The organism is Mycobacterium sp. (assembly GCF_049278535.1).
Taxonomy (GTDB): domain Bacteria; phylum Actinomycetota; class Actinomycetes; order Mycobacteriales; family Mycobacteriaceae; genus Mycobacterium.
Genome location: NZ_JBAPMI010000135.1, coordinates 1 through 17,215, shown reverse-complemented (window position 1 = coordinate 17,215; position 17,215 = coordinate 1). Strand labels below are relative to the sequence as shown.

At 64.7% G+C, this 17,215-nt stretch carries 17 protein-coding genes and 1 pseudogene; 12 read left to right on the top strand and 6 right to left on the bottom strand.

Features of this window, described 5'->3' with window-relative positions:
• From rpmJ to truA, 7 genes are all read left to right on the top strand, one after another.
• Positions 1-67 (top strand): 50S ribosomal protein L36 (gene rpmJ / locus WAO18_RS08815; protein ID WP_353459974.1); only part of this gene is annotated, 67 nt, incomplete at its 5' end.
• 191 nt (positions 68-258) lie between these two features.
• Positions 259-633, top strand: coding sequence for a 30S ribosomal protein S13 (gene rpsM, locus WAO18_RS08810; protein ID WP_422205615.1), 375 nt, complete (start codon positions 259-261; stop codon positions 631-633).
• A 3-nt stretch (positions 634-636) separates the two neighbouring features.
• Positions 637-1,056 (top strand): 30S ribosomal protein S11, encoded by a 420-nt coding sequence (gene rpsK, locus WAO18_RS08805; RefSeq protein WP_422205614.1) that lies wholly within the window; start codon positions 637-639, stop codon positions 1,054-1,056.
• 14 nt (positions 1,057-1,070) lie between these two features.
• Positions 1,071-1,676 (top strand): 30S ribosomal protein S4, encoded by a 606-nt coding sequence (gene rpsD, locus WAO18_RS08800; RefSeq protein ID WP_422205612.1) that lies wholly within the window; start codon positions 1,071-1,073, stop codon positions 1,674-1,676.
• Between the two features lie 76 nt (positions 1,677-1,752).
• Positions 1,753-2,796 (top strand): DNA-directed RNA polymerase subunit alpha, encoded by a 1,044-nt coding sequence (locus WAO18_RS08795; RefSeq protein WP_422205611.1) that lies wholly within the window; start codon positions 1,753-1,755, stop codon positions 2,794-2,796.
• 73 nt (positions 2,797-2,869) lie between these two features.
• Positions 2,870-3,439, top strand: coding sequence for a 50S ribosomal protein L17 (gene rplQ / locus WAO18_RS08790; RefSeq protein ID WP_422205609.1), 570 nt, complete (start codon positions 2,870-2,872; stop codon positions 3,437-3,439).
• 10 nt (positions 3,440-3,449) lie between these two features.
• Positions 3,450-4,322 carry a tRNA pseudouridine(38-40) synthase TruA gene (gene truA, locus WAO18_RS08785; protein ID WP_422205607.1) on the top strand — a complete coding sequence of 291 codons (873 nt, stop codon included), beginning with the start codon at positions 3,450-3,452 and terminating at the stop codon, positions 4,320-4,322.
• A 1-nt stretch (position 4,323) separates the two neighbouring features.
• Here truA and WAO18_RS08780 read toward each other — a convergent pair whose 3' ends face one another.
• The 3 genes from WAO18_RS08780 to WAO18_RS08770 form a co-directional block, all read right to left on the bottom strand.
• Entirely contained in the window at positions 4,324-4,992 is a 669-nt protein-coding gene (locus WAO18_RS08780; RefSeq protein ID WP_422205605.1) for a cutinase family protein, read from the bottom strand.
• 69 nt (positions 4,993-5,061) lie between these two features.
• Complete coding sequence (locus WAO18_RS08775) at positions 5,062-5,748, bottom strand: cutinase family protein (protein WP_422205603.1); 687 nt, start codon at positions 5,746-5,748, stop codon at positions 5,062-5,064.
• A 48-nt stretch (positions 5,749-5,796) separates the two neighbouring features.
• Positions 5,797-6,690, bottom strand: a complete 894-nt coding sequence (locus tag WAO18_RS08770) for a cutinase family protein (protein ID WP_422205601.1) — start codon at positions 6,688-6,690, stop codon at positions 5,797-5,799.
• Between the two features lie 108 nt (positions 6,691-6,798).
• Between WAO18_RS08770 and eccB the strand changes: the two genes are divergently transcribed.
• A complete protein-coding gene (eccB, locus tag WAO18_RS08765) occupies positions 6,799-8,244 on the top strand; it encodes a type VII secretion protein EccB (RefSeq protein ID WP_422205600.1) in 1,446 nt (481 codons plus the stop codon).
• Here eccB and mycP read toward each other — a convergent pair.
• Both mycP and eccD read right to left on the bottom strand, forming a co-directional pair.
• Positions 8,164-9,375 carry a type VII secretion-associated serine protease mycosin gene (mycP, locus tag WAO18_RS08760; protein WP_422205598.1) on the bottom strand — a complete coding sequence of 404 codons (1,212 nt, stop codon included), beginning with the start codon at positions 9,373-9,375 and terminating at the stop codon, positions 8,164-8,166. The genes eccB and mycP overlap by 81 nt on opposite strands.
• A 176-nt stretch (positions 9,376-9,551) precedes the next feature.
• Positions 9,552-10,982: a type VII secretion integral membrane protein EccD gene (gene eccD, locus WAO18_RS08755; RefSeq protein WP_422205596.1), complete on the bottom strand. Its 1,431-nt coding sequence runs from the start codon at positions 10,980-10,982 to the stop codon at positions 9,552-9,554.
• Positions 10,983-11,133: 151 nt separating this feature from the next.
• Here eccD and eccCa point away from each other — a divergent pair, with 151 nt between their 5' ends.
• The 4 genes from eccCa to WAO18_RS08735 all read left to right on the top strand — a co-directional run bounded on the left by eccCa (position 11,134) and on the right by WAO18_RS08735 (position 16,900).
• Positions 11,134-14,958, top strand: coding sequence for a type VII secretion protein EccCa (eccCa, locus tag WAO18_RS08750; protein WP_422205594.1), 3,825 nt, complete (start codon positions 11,134-11,136; stop codon positions 14,956-14,958).
• Positions 14,955-16,169 carry a type VII secretion-associated protein gene (locus WAO18_RS08745; RefSeq protein WP_422205592.1) on the top strand — a complete coding sequence of 405 codons (1,215 nt, stop codon included), beginning with the start codon at positions 14,955-14,957 and terminating at the stop codon, positions 16,167-16,169. Before eccCa ends, WAO18_RS08745 begins: the two co-directional genes overlap by 4 nt.
• 87 nt (positions 16,170-16,256) lie before the next feature.
• Positions 16,257-16,583 carry a WXG100 family type VII secretion target gene (locus WAO18_RS08740; protein ID WP_422205591.1) on the top strand — a complete coding sequence of 109 codons (327 nt, stop codon included), beginning with the start codon at positions 16,257-16,259 and terminating at the stop codon, positions 16,581-16,583.
• 11 nt (positions 16,584-16,594) lie between these two features.
• Positions 16,595-16,900 (top strand): WXG100 family type VII secretion target, encoded by a 306-nt coding sequence (locus tag WAO18_RS08735; protein WP_422205590.1) that lies wholly within the window; start codon positions 16,595-16,597, stop codon positions 16,898-16,900.
• Between the two features lie 66 nt (positions 16,901-16,966).
• Here the strand turns inward: WAO18_RS08735 and WAO18_RS08730 are convergent.
• Positions 16,967-17,215: pseudogene (locus tag WAO18_RS08730) on the bottom strand (hypothetical protein); the annotation flags it as partial.

Here is a 17,215-nt window from a genome sequence, read left to right as displayed (position 1 = left end):
GATCCGTCGGCATGGACGGGTCATGGTGATCTGCTCTGATCCGCGTCACAAGCAACGTCAGGGCTAGTACCTGTCGCTGGATACGCGCACAACTGAATGCAGACCTCCCAGCACCACTGAACGGCTTGGCATCTTTAGAGATGGGGCAGTTCAGCCACGTCCGGAACGGAGGCCGGACCCCGGAGCCCAGAGTTGTTTTCTGGGCCAGGGAACGGGCTGGGGATTGAGACCTCCGCGTAGAGAAGGAATGCCACCCCCATGGCTCGACTAATGGGCGTCGACCTCCCGCGCGACCAGCGCATGGAGGTCGCGTTGACGTACATCTTCGGCGTTGGCCGGACCCGCTCCAACGAAATCCTGGCAGCTACCGGGATCGACAAAGATCTGCGCACCAAGGACCTCACCGACGATCAGGTGACCCACTTGCGCGACTACATCGAAGCCAACCTCAAGGTGGAGGGTGACCTGCGCCGCGAGACGCAGGCCGATATCCGCCGCAAGATCGAGATCGGCTGCTACCAGGGCCTTCGGCACCGCCGCGGCATGCCCGTTCGCGGTCAGCGCACTAAGACCAATGCGCGTACCCGCAAGGGCCCCAAGCGCACCATCGCCGGCAAGAAGAAGGCCAGGTAAGTCATGCCCCCAGCTAAGAAGGCTGCCGCCGCTGCGCCCAAGAAGGGCCAGAAGACCCGGCGTCGGGAGAAGAAGAACGTCCCGCACGGTGCCGCCCACATCAAGAGCACGTTCAACAACACGATCGTGACGATCACCGACCTGCAGGGCAACGTCCTGGCATGGGCGTCGTCCGGTCACGTCGGCTTCAAGGGGTCGCGTAAGTCGACGCCGTTCGCCGCGCAGCTGGCCGCCGAGAACGCCGCCCGCAAGGCGCAGGAGCACGGCGTCCGCAAGGTCGACGTGTTCGTGAAGGGCCCGGGCTCGGGCCGCGAGACCGCGATCCGGTCGCTGCAGGCCGCTGGCCTGGAGGTCGGCGCGATCTCTGACGTCACCCCCCAGCCGCACAACGGCTGCCGTCCGCCCAAGCGTCGTCGGGTCTAGGAGAAGAACAGACAATGGCTCGTTACACCGGACCCATCACCCGCAAGTCGCGCCGCCTGGGCGTCGACCTCGTCGGTGGAGACCAGTCCTTCGAGAAGCGCCCCTACCCGCCCGGCCAGCACGGCCGCGCGCGGATCAAGGAGAGCGAATACCGCCAGCAGCTGCAGGAGAAGCAGAAGGCCCGCTTCACCTACGGCGTCATGGAGAAGCAGTTCCGCCGCTACTACGCGGAAGCGGCCGGCCGTCCCGGCAAGACCGGCGACGAGCTGCTGCAGATCCTGGAGAGCCGGCTGGACAACGTCGTTTACCGCTCCGGCATCGCCCGCACGCGGCGGATGGCCCGTCAGCTGGTGAGCCACGGCCACTTCACGGTCAACGGCGTCAAGGTGACCATCCCCAGCTATCGGGTGTCGCAGTACGACATCATCGACATCAAGGGCAAGTCGCTGAACACCGTGCCGTTCCAGATCGCCCGCGAGACCGCCGGCGATCGTCCGATCCCCAGCTGGATCCAGGTGGTCGGCGAGCAGCAGCGCATCCTGATTCACCAATTGCCCGAGCGTGCTCAGATCGAGGTGCCGCTCACCGAGCAGCTGATCGTCGAGTACTACTCGAAGTAAGACCACCTGTTCCGACCGGTACAGGTACCTAAACGGCATCAAATAGCGGGTGCCGAGGAGGAGAACAAGAAACACCATGCTGATTTCACAACGACCGACCTTGTCCGAAGAGGTCATCAGCGACAGCCGTTCGCAGTTCGTCATCGAGCCGTTGGAGCCGGGATTCGGCTACACGCTTGGTAATTCGCTGCGCCGCACGCTGCTGTCGTCGATTCCGGGCGCGGCCGTCACCAGCATCCGCATCGACGGTGTGCTGCACGAGTTCACCACGGTGCCGGGCGTCAAGGAAGACGTCACCGACATCATCTTGAACCTCAAGAGCCTGGTCGTGTCCTCGGAGGAGGACGAGCCGGTGACCATGTACCTGCGCAAGCAGGGTCCGGGCGAGGTCACCGCCGGTGACATCGTGCCGCCGGCCGGCGTCACCGTGCACAACCCGGAGATGCACATCGCGACGCTGAACGACAAGGGCAAGCTCGAGATAGAGCTCGTCGTCGAGCGTGGCCGCGGTTACGTCCCGGCCGTGCAGAACAAGGCGTCGGGTGCTGAAATCGGCCGTATCCCGGTCGATTCCATCTACTCGCCGGTGCTCAAGGTGACCTACAAGGTGGACGCGACTCGTGTCGAGCAGCGCACCGACTTCGACAAGTTGATCCTCGACGTCGAGACCAAGAGCTCGATCGGCCCCCGGGACGCGCTGGCATCGGCGGGTAAGACGCTGGTCGAATTGTTCGGTCTGGCGCGCGAACTCAACGTCGAGGCCGAAGGCATCGAGATCGGCCCGTCGCCGGCCGAGGCCGACCACATCGCGTCGTTCGCTCTGCCGATCGACGACCTCGACCTGACCGTGCGCTCGTACAACTGTCTCAAGCGTGAGGGTGTGCACACCGTCGGAGAACTGGTGTCGCGCACCGAGTCCGACCTGCTCGACATCCGCAACTTCGGTCAGAAGTCGATCGACGAGGTGAAGGTCAAGCTGCACCAGTTGGGTCTGTCGCTCAAAGACAGCCCGGCCAGCTTCGACCCGTCCGAGGTTGCCGGCTACGACGTCGCCACCGGAACCTGGTCCGCCGACGGCAACTACGACGACGCGGACTACGCCGAAACCGAACAGCTGTAACGCCCAACCGCTCGAAAGAGTGCCGTCCCGGTCCTACCTGATACGGGGACCGGCCCCTTAAGGAGAAGTCGCAATGCCCAAGCCCACCAAGGGTCCTCGCCTCGGCGGGTCGTCTTCGCACCAGAAGGCGATCCTGGCCAACCTGGCGACGGCGCTGTTCGAGCACGGTCGGATCAAGACGACCGACGCCAAGGCGCGGGCACTTCGGCCCTACGCCGAGAAGCTGATCACCCACGCCAAGAAGGGCACGCTGCACAACCGGCGTGAGGTGCTCAAGAAGATCCGCGACAAGGATGTGGTGCACAGCCTGTTCGCGGAGATCGGGCCGTTCTTCGCCGACCGCAATGGCGGTTACACCCGCATCATCAGGGTCGAGAACCGCAAGGGCGACAACGCCCCGATGGCGGTCATCGAGCTGGTGCAGGAGAAGACGGTGACCTCCGAGGCCAACCGTGCGCGTAGTGCGGGCGCCGCGAAGGCTGTGGAGCCGAAGGCTGCCAAGGCCGCTGAGCCCAAGGCTGCCGAGGCGGAGGCCGTCGAGCCCGTGGCCACGGAGCCGGAAGCTGCCGCCGAGCCGGAAGCTGTTGAGGCCGAGGCTGCTGAGGTGACTGCGGAGACCGAAAGCACCGACGACGCTGAGTAGCGACTCATCGTTGAACGACGAGCCCGCCATCGACTCCGATGGCGGGCTCGTTCGTCTGCGTCTCGATATCGCTTACGACGGAACCGATTTCGCCGGGTGGGCGACGCAGGCCGGCCAGCGTACGGTGGCCGGCGTTCTCGAGGAGTCGCTGTCGACGGTGTTCCGCAGCCCGTTGCGGTTGCGCGCAGCCGGCCGCACCGACACCGGCGTGCATGCCACCGGTCAGGTCGTCCATGTCGACGTTCCCGTCGACGCTCTGCCCAACGTCTATCCGCGTTCGCCGCGGCCGAACCAACACGAGTTCGAGCCGCTGGTCCGGCGACTGAGCCGGCTGCTGCCCGCCGATGTCCGGGTCCGCGGGATCATCCGTGCGCCAGCGGGTTTCGACGCGCGCTTCTCGGCGCTGCGCCGCCATTACGTCTACCGAATTTCCACTGCCGCCTATGGAGTGGAGCCGCATCAAGCCCGGTACATCACCGACTGGGCACGGGACCTCGACGTCGATGCGATGGCCGCGGCTTCACAAAATCTATTGGGGCTGAACGATTTTGCGGCATTCTGTCGCTACCGTGAAGGGGCGACGACGATTCGCGACCTGCAGCGCTTCGACTGGGAGCGCGACGGCGATCTGATCACCGCGCAGGTCACCGCCGATGCGTTCTGTTGGTCGATGGTGAGATCGCTGGTCGGCGCCCTGCTGGCCGTCGGCGAACATCGGCGCACCGCCACGTGGTGCCGTGAGTTACTCACCGACACCCGGCGGTCGAGCGATTACGCCGCTGCACCGGCGCGCGGTCTGACGCTGGTCGGCGTGGATTACCCGCCTGACAGTGAGTTGCAGGCGCGGACGTTGATCACCCGCGATCTGCGTACCCGGGACTGAGCTACAGCTTTGCGGCGACGAAATTGGCGGCCTGATTCACCAGACCAGAGTCGACGTACGACGGCTGCAGGTGGGACTCCCATTGCAGATTCTGGATTCCCTTGTTGCAGATCGGGTCGCCTACGGCGCACAGGTCGATGGTCTTGCCGGCGAAGGCCCTGCTGAAATTGGGGACCGGGCCGAGCACCCGCTGAGTGCCGTTGCCGAACAGTGCGACGGCGGCGACGTGTCGATCGAACACTGATGGCAGGGGATTGGTGTAGCCGAATCCCGGTCTGTTCAGGGCGACGACAACATCGGCCGCGGCGGCACCGAGCGAGTAGCCGCCGAGCACGAGCTTGGTGTTCGGGCAGCTTGCCGCCATCGACTGGACGTGAGCGCTCATGTCGTTGGCGCCTTCGGCGACTTCGACGTTGGCCGGGTAGTTGACGCCATAGGAGCCGATCGTCATGTGCGGCAGCTTTTTCTGCAGCGAAGAGATGAAGGCCTGACCGATCCCGCCGACGCCGGGTGGTTCTTCGCGGCCCCGCGCAAAGGCGACTTCGGCGTCCGGGCAAGCGGCAGAAGCCACTGGCAGCGGCGTCACCGGAACGGGCATCAGCGCGGGTGCGGTCAGCAAACCCGTTGTGAACAACGCCGCGGCTGCTAAACGGATCAGGCCAGATCGCATGAGCAAACGTTAGGGGGTAAAACTATTGCACCGCTGTGAGCGGCCTAAGGGTTCGGCCAGGGCGGTTGACTACGCCAGCTTGCCGGCGACGAAGTCGGCGGCCTGGTTGACCATGCCGTCCTGGATATACAGCGATCCCGCGTGCTGCGACCAGTTGTTTTGCCAGGTGTTGGGGTCGGCGGGGTTGCAGATCGGGTCGGTGCCATGACACATGTCGATGGTCCGTTCGGTGTAGATCGGGTTGAAGTTCGTGATCGGCCCGACCCACTTGCTGCCATTGCCGAACAGTGCGACCGCCGCGATGTGCTGATCGGCGCCTTGCGGCAGGGGATTGTTGAAGCCGAGTGCCGCGATGGGAGCGGCCATCACGACGTCGGTCACCGCCGCGCCCAGCGAGTAGCCCCCGAGCACCACGCGGGTGTTCGGGCAGTTGTTGATCGTGGACTGGACGTGGGCGCTCATGTCGTTGGCGCCGATGTCGACCTCGGTGTCGGCGGGGTAGCGCACCGCGTAGAGATTGACGTTTTTGTTGACTTTGGACCGCAACGCGCTGATCAGGGCGTTGCCGACAACGCCGGCGCCGGGTGATTCCTGGCGCCCTCGGGCAAACACCAGCTCGGCATCCGGGCAGGCGGCCGATGCCGTGGGGAGCAGGATCGAGGCCGGAGCAAGGGTCAAGATCAAGGCGAGCAGCCCGGCGAGGGCGAATTTGCCTGGAATCGACCGGGGTGGCAGGCCTAGCGAGCGCAGCTTCATGGCCCGATAGTAGTGCGCCCGCCGAAAGTCAGCGCGACCAGATTCTGGTCAGCGGAATACCGCGGGCTGGGTCTGGCTGACCACGGCCGGACCCGGGACCTCGGCGCCGGGGCCGGGCAGCGGACCTTGACCAGATCCGGGCGGAACGCCGAAAGGCCCAAACCCAGGCGGGACGCCCAGCGGCCCGGGGCCGGGCGGAACGCCCATCGGCCCGTCGGATGAGGTGGGGGGCATTACCGACAACAGTCGGGTCTGCACGAAGCTGGCAGCCTGGCTGGTGTAGACGGGCACGTAGCCCTCGGTGTGGCCCTTCCACTCGTTGCCCTGGCCGGCGTGACAGATCGGGTCTTCGGGGTTGCAGTAGTCGACGGCTTTGGCGCCGAACATCGCGCTCTGCGCCGCGATCGTTCCGCCGCTACGGTCGGCCGGGTTGCCGAACGTGGTGACCGCGATGACGTGGCTGGCGTACTGCGGCGGAAGCGAATCGCCCCAGCCGACGCCGCCGATCTGTGTTCCGGTGACGATGTCAACCACCGATGCGCCCTGCGAGTACCCGCCGAGCACCTGCGGGGTGGCCGGGCACTTGTCGGCTACGTCCTTGATGTGCTTGATCGCATCCTTGGCGCCGTCGTTGCCGTGTATCTGCAGAAGGGTGGCCCGGTAGTTGACCGCGTAGGCGTCGACGTTCTTGCCGGTGTTCTGGCGGATGCCGTCGACGAGGGCCTGGCCGACGCGTCCCAAGCCATTCGGCTCGTCGGTACCGCGGGCGAAGGTCACCGCAATATCCGGGCAGTTGTCGGCATTGGCCGATGGGGCCGCGATCCGCGTGGCGCTGGGTGCAACGAGCAGCACGCCCGCGCCCAGCAATGCGGCGGCGGTCAAGCTCAAGCGACGTGACCAGGCGCGACGGGATACGGAACGGGTCTTGCGGCTAACGCTCACCAGGCGATTCTACTGATTTTCGGGCTTGCGGTCATATCCACGGTTCTTGGCGCTCGGACTGTGGATTGTCGTGGGGGCGCGGCCCGACCGGTGCATATCGTCAGCCGGATGGCATGGCAACCGACTACGAGGCTGCACGTCAGCGGCTACCGATTCCTGCGCCGTCGCATCGAGTGCGCATTGCTGGGCAGGGACCTTCGCGCCGTCAATGAGTCGATTCGTGCGCCCGCGCAGTCGATGATGGCCGGCCTGGTACTCGCGATCACCTTGTTGGCCGGTTGCGTGGTGCTTGCCTTTCTGCGCCCGCAACCGTGGTCGGTGGCAGGGCCGATCTTGATGGAGACAAAGTCGGGCGCCCTCTACGTTCGATTGGGCGAAACATTGCATCCCGTGCTGAACCTGGCTTCGGCCAGGTTGATCGTGAAGACAAACGCCGACCCGCAGCCCGCAGCTGAGTCTGCGCTCAGTCACCTCAGACGGGGTCCACTGCTGGGTATCCCCGGCGCACCACAGTTCTTGGGCAGGCCGCTCGGCGAAGATGAATTGCGCTGGAAGGTCTGCGACGGCGACAACGTCACGACTGTTCTGGTCGGGCCGGCTGAAGGTCAGCAGTCGCATGGCCTTGCGCCCGATCAGACCCTGTTGGTCAGGCCATCGTCCGGAGGATCGACCTATCTGCTCTACGACGGTCGCCGAGCTGTCGTGAACCTGGACGACGCCGCGGTCAAACACGCACTGGCGATCGAGGGTCAGGCCCCAATCATGGTGTCGCCCCTGCTGCTGAACCTCATCCCGGAGACGCCGCCCCTCACTGCGCCGCGGATCGCTGACGCCGGCAGTCGCGGCCCGGCCTCGCTCTCGGGTTTCCCGGTCGGCAGCGTGCTGCGGGTGAGCCGGGTAGGCGGTGACGAGTATTACGTCGTGCTCAACGACGGCGTTCAACGCGTCGGGCAATTCGCAGCCGATCTCGTCCGATTTACCAACTCGCACGGCACTCGTACCGCCATCGCGGTTGCGCCGGACGTAATCCGCGGCGCGGCCCCAGTGACCCGGCTGCCGGTCTCTGCCTTTCCCGACCGGACAACGGCTGCACCGCATGCCGATGGTGCGCCGCTCTGCGTCGGATGGACACATCAGGGGTTGGGCAACGTCGAAATCTCGTTTTCGTTTGGCGGGCTGAATCTCTCGGACGGCCACGCACCGGTGGCCTTGACCCAGGCCGACGGACCGGGTCCAGCCGTCGACGCCGTGTATCTGCCACCCGGCCGTTGTGCGTATGTCCGTGCTACCGGCATCTCCGGTAGCAATGTTCGCGCGGGCACGCGATATTTAGTCTCCGACAACGGCGTCCGGTACGCCGTCCACGACGACGATGCGGCACGCGACCTCGGACTGGCCGACGCGATGACTGCGGGGCCCTGGCCACTGCTGGCCGCGTTGCCTGCCGGGCCGGAATTGAGCAGAGTCAATGCGTCAGTCGCTCAAGATGTTCCGGCTGTTACGAGTAGATCGGACCCGAGCTCGCCGCAACCACGACCACGTCGCGCCGAGTGACAGCGCCACCGCTAATAAGGCACCGCAGAAGGCAGCCCCGGTGAACGCGGTATCTCGTGCGCCATGGTCCGGCGGCGCGCGCAGCGGAGGATCGGGGAGGGGAGCTGTCGTACGGGTGGACGGCGAGGCCGGGGCCGCCGGGGTATCGGTGCTGACGGCCGCTACCAGGTCCACCAGTCCTGCGCCGACCCGCGGATCCCATCGGCCAGGCGGATGATGCGCGGTGGCCTTGATGCGTTGCATCACCTGACGAGCCGTCCAGGTCGGGAATCGGGATCGGATCAGGGCCGCCAGTCCACTGACCACCGGAGCGGCGTAGCTGGTACCCGAGAGCGGGGTCGAACCTCGCTGTCCATCAAGCGCGTTGGCCAGCCCATCACCCGATGAACTCAGCGATGTCACCCCCTCGCCGGGAGCGGCGACATCTACCCACGGGCCGGCGAGGGTGAACGCCGAAGGTTCGCCGTGAGCGTTCACCGAACCCACGGTCAGGACGTAGTCGTCGTACCAAGCGGGACTCACGACCACTGTCACCGAGTCCCAGGTGGCTTCGGCTTGCTGAGCGGGGCACCGCCCAGCACCGGTGTTTCCGGCGGCGGAGACCACGACGACATTCTTGATGTCGACGGCGTAGGACAGCGCCGCACCGAGTGCGCGATCGTCGAGCACTGCCCCGGCGTCGATGCAGGCGACCGATGAGATATTGATGACCGAGGCGCCTAGGTCAGCGGCGGTTCGCACCGCTCGCGCCATGGTCTCGACGTCTCCGAACCCGACGCCGGACGGATCAGTCGCGAGACCGAATTTGGTGCTGGACTGTCGAATGCTGATCAAATCAGCACCCGGCGCGACTCCGCTGAAACCATCATCGTGATTGGGATCCGGTGTGGCGGCGATAATCCCGGCGACTGCGGTGCCGTGTCCGTCGCAATCCTGGGTGCCGTCGCCCTTGTGGACATAATCACCGCCGGCCGCTGTTCGGGGCAGCCGTGGGTGTGGTGAAATCCCGGTGTCGATAACGGCGACTCGTTGCCCGGAACCACGGGTGAGCTTCCAAACCTGTGGCAGGTCAAGCGCGGCGAGCTGAGCGCTGTCGTCCGACGGGTCGGGATCGCGGGTCATGGAAGGCATCGCGCAGATCTCACGTTGCACGGTTGGCCGCGGTGGGCTTGCCGGCGCCGGCTGGGGTAGTCGACTGTCGTCGATCGCGGGCGGTGATACCGCATGTGCGGGTGAAACGACACATTGCGGCAGCGCGGCGACTGCCGCGACCGTGGCGTAATGGCACACTCGCCATCGCGCTGTCTTCACGACAGGTTCAAGCTACGCGCAGCGCCGTATAGTCCACAGAGCCAAAAAGCCAGCGGCGCAATGGTGGCGAATGCGAAATACTCCAGCAGTTCGAGAGCGCGCCGCGCAATCGGAGACCCGACCGCTCTGTCGTCAACAAATCCGAGGCACAGCGCGACAGCGCTCAGCGATATCGACACTGCGGCGATGTGAGGTGTGTGCTTCGGATACGCGACGGAAGCAGCGACCAGACCAGCGCTGAGTATGGCTGTACCAGAGATGAAGAGCGGCGCGGATCTTGCGGGGTCTCGATGTGCGCGCGCCCGCAATAGCAGCACACTGCCGGTCAGGGCCGCGAACACAAGACCGGGGGAGCGTGGCCCGCCTGACAGACACGATCCAAGTGCCGTGCCGCCTGCTCCCAGCGCGGCCGAGGCCGAGAAGGCGGTGATCAAGGTGGTAAGCCAGGTATGGGCGCGGATTGCTTTGGTGTTCAGCCGATGTGGATCGGTGAACGACGTATCTGCGGTGGGGTCTGCCGTCAGCGCGGACAGCCGCGCAAGCATGATCGACACCGGTGCCGAGGCCTCGATCACCGCTAACGACATCGCCGCGAACGCCGCGCCGATAGCCGCCCACGGGATCGCCGTGATCGCACCCACCGATGCCGCAGCCGCACCGGTCACCGAAAATATCAGCAACGCATCGAATGCCATTGAGCAGCCCGCTATTACGCGCATGATTGCCGCTGAAGCGGCGGCAGCCGCGGCCGCAAACAACATGTTCGGAGCGCCAGGTCCACCGGGTACGGCAAGCAGGCCCGCCAGCGCGGCGAAGCCGGTAGCCAACAGGCCCAGCACCAGTCCTCCGGATTTCTCCTGGAAACCGCGATATGCAATTGCTGCCGCAGGCAGAGTCAGCAGGGTGATCGTTGCGGCCACGCCAACGCCTGCTGTGCGGTGGGTGTCGTTGGCGCAGAACGCGGTTCGAATCAGGATCGCCGCAGTTACGGCAGCCAGCCACATAGCGGTCAGCGAGCCGGCGAGACGAGACACCCGCTGGGTCCAACGCCGCACCAGTGCAGCGACCGATGCCGATACGGCCTCCGCCGCCTCATCGAAGCGTGGTGCCATCAATTCGGTCGACGAGCGCGTAAGAAGCAACACGGTGCCATCTCGAATACCTAATTGGGCCAATGTCTTCGACGCATCCAGCACTGTGCTGGCTGGAATAGACAGCTGATACCGGACAGCGACGGGACCGGGGCGGAAGTCAGCTCTGCGATGAAGTACGTCCACGATCGGCGGAATCAACGATCCGATAGGCACTGCAGCGGATAGCACCAAATCGACGCTGGCCGAATCGGCATGAATTGATATCCGGCGTACCCCTCCGCCGCCCGCACGCGATCCGCCGTTTTGGGTGGGTACCGCCAACGCGTACTGCACACCGACCTCCGTTCAACGACTCGGACGCTAGCCGAGGCGTTGCTGCTGCGTATGCGGTGATCCACAGGCGACTTGCCGCTGATTTCGAGCGTGCCTACCGTGCCAAACGCATCCCGGCGCAGCGATGGCGGGCAAACGTACGGAGGGCTAGATGCGACTGCTCGACAGCGGTGCGACTGTTGAGCACGCGCCGATCGAACGAGTGCTGCCGCCGGTGTACCCCACCTCCGACGTCGTTGTCGCCGGCCCGCCGGAAGTGGGGCGGACGGCGCAGTCGAATCAGCTGATCCGGTTGCTGCCGATCGTCACGGCTGTCGCGACAGTGGGCGCGATGGCGGTGGCCTATCACTCGCGGTCGGCAGCGCCGCGCAATCCGGCTTTCCTGATGTTCCCGTTGATGATGCTTGCCTCCGCATTGGCAACCGCCTTGTCCAACGTGGATCGGTGCCGTGGCGAGATCAACGCACAGCGTGCGGAGTACCTCGACTATCTGTCCGGCGTCCGATGTGAAGTTGTCAAGGCTGCTGCAGCACAGCATTATTCACTGACCTGGTGCCATGCAGATCCCGAGACGCTGTGGATATTGGTGGGCGGGTGCCGGATGTGGGAGCGGCGAGTCACGGACTCAGATTTCTGCCAGGTGCGGATAGGAGTCGGAACGTTGCCTCTTGCCGGTCGGCCGATCGCGCCGACTATCGATCCGGTTGGCCGGCCGGATCCGGTAACCGCCAATGCGCTGCGCAGGTTTCTTCACACGCACTCGACGGTCACAGACGTACCCATCGCGGTCGCACTGCGGGATCTGACGGCGCTGAACGTTGGCGGTGACACTACGCAGGCACGCGCGCTGTTGCGCGCGATGATATGTCAGCTCGCGGTCATGCACAGTCCTCGGCTGGTGTTGATTGCCGCCGCTGTCAGTGACCGCAGCCGGCGCTATTGGGACTGGCTGAAATGGTTGCCGCACAATCGACATCCCTGGGCCGATGATGACATCGGACCGACTCGGATGGTCTATGCGTCGGTGGCCGCAGCCATGGAAGCGCTTGCCGCCGTGACGGCGTATCGAGCGCTCACCGATCCGCATGTGCCCCATCTTGTGGTCATAGTCGACGGCCTGGCCGTTGAGTGCGAATTGCTGGGCGAGGTCGCTGACAAGGGAATCACGATATCGACGGTTGACGACTCGGCACCGATAGGAGCACCGCTGGTGCTAAACGGCATCGAATTGGCCGCGCGACCCGATGAAATGAGTTGCACGGCCGCACTCGAGTGCGCGCAGAGGCTGGCCGGCTATCGAGCAAGCGACATAGACGTGTCGAAACGCACGGGCTGGCCCGATCTGATCGGAATCGCAGATGTTAACTCATTTGTGCCGGAACAGTATTGGAATGGCAGAAACCGCCGCGATCGGCTTCGGGTGCCAATCGGGATCGCGGCCGGGGGTGAGCCGGTAGAGCTGGACATCAAAGAGGCGGCCGAAAACGGAATGGGGCCACACGGACTCTGTGTCGGCGCAACCGGTTCCGGCAAGTCCGAGTTCCTCCGAACAGTCGCATTGGGCATGACGGCCTGCCATTCACCAGAGCAGCTCAACCTGGTGCTGGTGGACTTCAAGGGCGGTGCAACGTTCGCGGGATTGGAGGGTGCGCCACATGTTGCCGCCGTCATCACGAACCTGTCGGATAAGGCGGCGATGGTCGCCCGAATGCGTGACGCGCTGACCGGCGAAATGAATCGTCGCCAGGAAGCGCTACGTAAGGCGGGCAACATCGACGGGATCGTCGCGTACCAACGGGCACGACAGGCCGGAGCTCAATTAGATTCTTTGCCAACGCTGTTCGTCATCGTCGACGAGTTCTCCGAATTACTCAGCCAACATCCAGATTTTGCGGACGTCTTCGTGGCGATCGGTCGGCTCGGGCGATCGCTGGGTGTGCATCTGCTGCTGGCAAGTCAGCGCCTTGACGAGGGTCGACTGCGCGGCCTGGAATCCCATTTGTCTTATCGAGTGTGCTTAAAGACGTTGTCGAGCAATGAATCGCGAATCGTGCTGGGGACGTCCGACGCCTACGAGTTGCCGAGTATGCCCGGCGCTGCCTACCTGCGTGTTGGCACGGCTGGATTGATCCGCTTCCAGACGGCATACGTGTCCGGGCCATGCCGTACCGAAACGGACGGCGCCGTCGACGAGTCTGTTTCGGCAGACCCAGAAGGAAACTCGGCAGGTGTCCACATGTTCACGATTGAACCGATCGGACCCGTCGTCCCGAAAGGTCGTGCCGAGGCGGCCACGGTCGCATGCCGCACCGTCCTTCAGACGATCGTCGACCGGCTGTCCGGACACGGCCCCCGAGCCCGTGAAGTGTGGCTGCCACCGCTCGGGGGGGCACCGATTTTGAGCACCGTCCTGGGTGACAGTGAACCGATGCCCGCCCTGATGGTTCCCATCGGGATGGTAGACCGACCGTTCGAGCAGCGCCGCACGCCGCTGGTCGTCGACTTGTCCGGAGCCGCGGGCAATGTCGCTGTGGTCGGCGCACCTCAATCGGGCAAGTCGACAGCTTTGCGCACGCTCGTCGGGGCACTGACCGCCACTCACGATCCAAGCATGGTCCAGTTCTACGGTCTTGACTTCGGCGGCGGGTCGTTGACATCGCTACGAGAGTTGCCGCACGTCGGCTCGGTGGCTGGACGAGCAGATCAGCAGCTGACCCGACGCACGATCGCTTGGCTCGACGTACTAATTCGGTCACGCGCGACGCTGTTTCGCCAGAACGGAATCGAATCGATGGTGCACTATCGACGGCTTAAGGCGCAGCGAGATCCAGTGTGCGATCGCTTCGGTGATGTCTTCCTGGTCGTTGACGGGTGGTCAAGCCTCAAACGCGAATTCGAGGCCGTTGAGGGATCGGTGGCGGCACTGGCCGCCGAGGGGCTCTCGTATGGAGTACATGTCGTCTTGACCGCGTCGCGTTGGGCTGAAATCAGGCCCGCGCTGAGGGATCAGATCGGGACACGAATCGAATTGCGGCTCGGCGAGCCTGCGGATTCCGAATTGGATCGCCGGCGGGCTCAAGAGGTTCCCGAGAGCACGCCGGGGCGGGGGCTTTCCCATGACGCGCTGCACATGGTCATCGCCCTACCCAGGCTCGACGGCGCGGATTCCAACAGCGGCTTGCTTTGGCGTCGCGATGGATGGGTTGCGCCGCCGATCCCAGTATTGCCGGATCAGATCGACCATCACCGAGTGGTGGAACGCGCGGGCGGTTCTGCCACCGGGCTCCTGATCGGTGTCGAGGAAGACGAACTTGCACCATTGACAATCGATTTCGCGCAGCACTTACATTTGCTGGTCCTCGGTGACAGCGGCTGCGGAAAGACTGCGACATTGCGTACTCTGTGCCGTGAGCTGTCGAGGACGACGACCGCCGGCCAATGCCAATTGTTCGTCGTCGATCTGCGACGAACGCTCCTTGGCGTCGTGCAGCCCGAATCTGGACAGCTTGGGGGATACCTTGTTTCCGCCGACGCAGCCGGTGACGTAGTGCCGCGCATCGTCGAACAACTGCGTCGGCGAATGCCTGCGGCGAATGCCACACCGCAGCAATTGCGGGACAGGTCGTGGTGGTCGGGGCCGGAGATCTATTTCGTCATCGATGATTACGACCTCGTCGAAACCGCTCGCGGGAATCCGCTGGCCCCGCTCGTTGAGGTGCTGCCCCACGCCAGAGACTTGGGTTTGCACCTGCTGATAGCGCGCCGAAGTGGTGGTGCAGCTCGCGGAATGTACGAGCCACTGTTAGGTGGGCTGCGGGATGCCGGTTGCATGACACTGCTGATGAGCGGCAACCCGGATGAGGGCTTGACTATCGAGCAGGTGCGCGCATCGCCGATGCCGCCTGGGCGCGGCACGCTGATTACTCGGCGCGGTAGTCCCCAGCTGATCCAGGTCGGCTGGAGTCCGCCGCCGTGAGGGCACACATTGTCGAGGTCGGCCCAACCGCAGTCCGCCGATTATGTTGCGGCGGAGCTACGGTCGTCGACAGCGAGGCGGAGAAGGCTGCTTTCGAGCACATCGACGACGCGGTAACTCTGATCGACTTTCGTCCGGTCAGCGTCAAGTCGCTGTGGCACTCGATGTTGGCGACCGTCGACTGCGGCACCGCAGAAGAGGTAATCGTTGTTCACCCATCATGGTGGGCGCCGAAGCGCGTCGATGTCGTCACCGTAGCTGCGGAGGCGTTCGCCGGCGATGTCGTGATGCGACCACGGTCGTGGCTGCTGCGTCAGGCATCTCGTCCACCTGGGCTCGCGACGTTAGTTGCCGAAATCGCAGACGATTTCGTCGCTATCGTCGACGCCGCAGTGGTGGCCGAAACGCGTCGTCGAGATCAGCGAGCCGTCGCCGATTCGGTTGTGCGTTCCATTGTCAGCATGGCGTCGAACACCTCGGAGCTGGTGATCATCGACGCCCCCAGAACAGTGCGCGGCGCAGGCCCGCTGTCGGTGTTGATCGCTAACGGGCTTCGAAAATCCGGCGTTATGACCGTGCTGGAAGTCGACGACATCGGCTTGAGAAGGATTGCCGGAGCGGTCGTTCCGACTGAAAAACTTGTCCGCAGTTCGAGTTGCCGTATCGCTGCGGGTCGCCGTCGGCTCCGGAATCTGGCCCTGGTGCTACCTGCGGTCAGCGTAATGATTGGCGTGGCTGCTCTGATCCGCCACCCTGCACCGCGCGCGGGCGACCCCGGCATTTCGACGACCTATATCGTGGAGGGCCATGTTGCAGTGCAGGTTCCGGATCAATGGCCGATGCGACGTGTGTTAGCCGGCCCCGGTTCGGCGCGGGTGCAGATCTCCTCACCGTCGGATCCCGAGGTGGCGCTGCACGTTACGCAGTCGCGGGTTGCGCTGGGGTCACTAGACGCGACCGCCGAATTTCTCAAGAGCGCGATAGACGGGGCGCCCGCCGGGGTATTCGTCGACTTCAACCCGGCGGGCCGCAGCGCGGGCCGCGCGGCAGTTACCTATCGAGAGATCCGGCCTGGCCATGACATCCGCTGGACGGTGTGGGTCGACACGGCGGTCCGGATCAGCATCGGATGTCAAAGCCGGCATGATCGCGACGACGCCGTGAACCGGGAGTGCGACGTCGCAATTCGGTCGGCTCGAGCTTTGGATTGAATTTGGCGGAACCAGACCCGACCCGCGGGAGTCTCATTTTGTGTTAGCGCGGGTTGGTCCGCGGCCGCCGCAAAAAAGGGGGAACAAGTGAGCACGTCGACAGGTGGCAACGCGCTCAGCACCGACTTCGACCTCATGCGCTCGGTCGCTACCGCCATCGACGCCCGTAACGAGGAGATTCGCGCGACGTTGCAGTCGTTCATCGGGCGCATGACCGGTGTTCCGCCATCGATATGGGGCGGAATGGCGGCGTCGCGTTTCAAGGACGTTGTGCACAGATGGAACGCGGAGTCGACGAAACTGCACCATGCGCTGCACGGCATCGCGGAAACGATTCGCTATAACGAAGACGCGCTGCGGGACGCGGCCGACGATCATGCACGCCACATCGGCGTTGCCGCCGGGAATCTGTGAGGCCACCGTCCATGGATTCGCGGCTGTCATACAACTTCGACGAGATCGAATCGTCGGTCCGGCAGGAAATCCATACCGCTTCGGCGCGGTTCAATACCGCGCTGCAGGAGTTGAAAGCGCAGGTCGCGCCGCTGCAGGAGCTTTGGACTCGTGAAGCCGCCACCGCTTACGGCGTCGAGCAGCTGAGGTGGCATCAAGCGGCCACTGCCCTCAACGAAATCTTGGTCGACCTCGGAAATGCGGTACGCGAGGGCGCCGATGACGTCGCCGCGGCCGATCGTCGAGCGGCCGGCGCATGGGGGCAGCAGGCGCACTAGTCACCTGAAGACTCTGCGCGGTCCTGTCGGTAGGAGAGACCGGTGGGACCGCGCAGTCACCTTCTTCTAGACGTCGTAGTCCCAGGATTCGGCCGAGGGCTTGCTTGGCCGGCGCGGGCGGGGTGCGCGATCGTCGAACGGCTCCTCACCACCGGCGGCCTTCCGATACCTGACTTGCGAGATCGGGTGATGCGTCGCGGTACCCCGATTGGGTGCGGGTCTGCGCCGCGGCGGGGGCGTCGGGGCGCCGTCGTAGGGCTCCATGGGTTCGTACGGGTCGAAGCGGCCGCTGCGCGCGGTCGGGCGGCCTCTGCG

What these genes read in the sequence shown, in the direction of transcription:
- rpsM (WP_422205615.1), top strand. Translation starts at nt 259, where the DNA reads ATGGCTCGACTAATGGGCGTCGACCTCCCGCGCGACCAGCGCATGGAG.
- rpsK (WP_422205614.1), top strand. Translation starts at nt 637, where the DNA reads ATGCCCCCAGCTAAGAAGGCTGCCGCCGCTGCGCCCAAGAAGGGCCAG.
- rpsD (WP_422205612.1), top strand. Translation starts at nt 1,071, where the DNA reads ATGGCTCGTTACACCGGACCCATCACCCGCAAGTCGCGCCGCCTGGGC.
- WAO18_RS08795 (WP_422205611.1), top strand. Translation starts at nt 1,753, where the DNA reads ATGCTGATTTCACAACGACCGACCTTGTCCGAAGAGGTCATCAGCGAC.
- rplQ (WP_422205609.1), top strand. Translation starts at nt 2,870, where the DNA reads ATGCCCAAGCCCACCAAGGGTCCTCGCCTCGGCGGGTCGTCTTCGCAC.
- WAO18_RS08780 (WP_422205605.1), bottom strand. Translation starts at nt 4,992, where the DNA reads ATGCGATCTGGCCTGATCCGTTTAGCAGCCGCGGCGTTGTTCACAACG.
- WAO18_RS08775 (WP_422205603.1), bottom strand. Translation starts at nt 5,748, where the DNA reads ATGAAGCTGCGCTCGCTAGGCCTGCCACCCCGGTCGATTCCAGGCAAA.
- eccB (WP_422205600.1), top strand. Translation starts at nt 6,799, where the DNA reads ATGGCATGGCAACCGACTACGAGGCTGCACGTCAGCGGCTACCGATTC.
- mycP (WP_422205598.1), bottom strand. Translation starts at nt 9,375, where the DNA reads ATGCCTTCCATGACCCGCGATCCCGACCCGTCGGACGACAGCGCTCAG.
- eccCa (WP_422205594.1), top strand. Translation starts at nt 11,134, where the DNA reads ATGCGACTGCTCGACAGCGGTGCGACTGTTGAGCACGCGCCGATCGAA.
- WAO18_RS08735 (WP_422205590.1), top strand. Translation starts at nt 16,595, where the DNA reads ATGGATTCGCGGCTGTCATACAACTTCGACGAGATCGAATCGTCGGTC.